Annotated in this window: 1 pseudogene; it reads right to left on the reverse strand. The window is 68.4% G+C overall.

The features are described 5' to 3' along the window. Positions 1–231: pseudogene (locus ACQG3P_RS25055) on the reverse strand (CsgG/HfaB family protein); the annotation flags it as partial.

Genomic DNA, 231 nt, shown 5'->3' on the forward strand with positions numbered 1-231 from the left:
TCTCGGGCCGGTCGAGGCCAGCTGGTGGTCGAAGCTGTCGGACATCACCACCTCACCGGTGGTCGCGATGATCAGGCGCAGGGTGATGCGCCCGCCACCCGAATACGAGGACACCTGGCGGTCGGACATGCGCAGGTTGCGCACGCTGCGCGGGTACTCGAAGCGGTCGATGGTCGGAATCCGGATCAGGTCGGTGGCCAGCTGCTGGCCCAGCCGCGCGGTGTCCTGCAG

This window comes from Stenotrophomonas sp. SrG, from assembly GCF_050031795.1.
GTDB classification, from domain to species: Bacteria; Pseudomonadota; Gammaproteobacteria; order Xanthomonadales; family Xanthomonadaceae; genus Stenotrophomonas; species Stenotrophomonas rhizophila_A.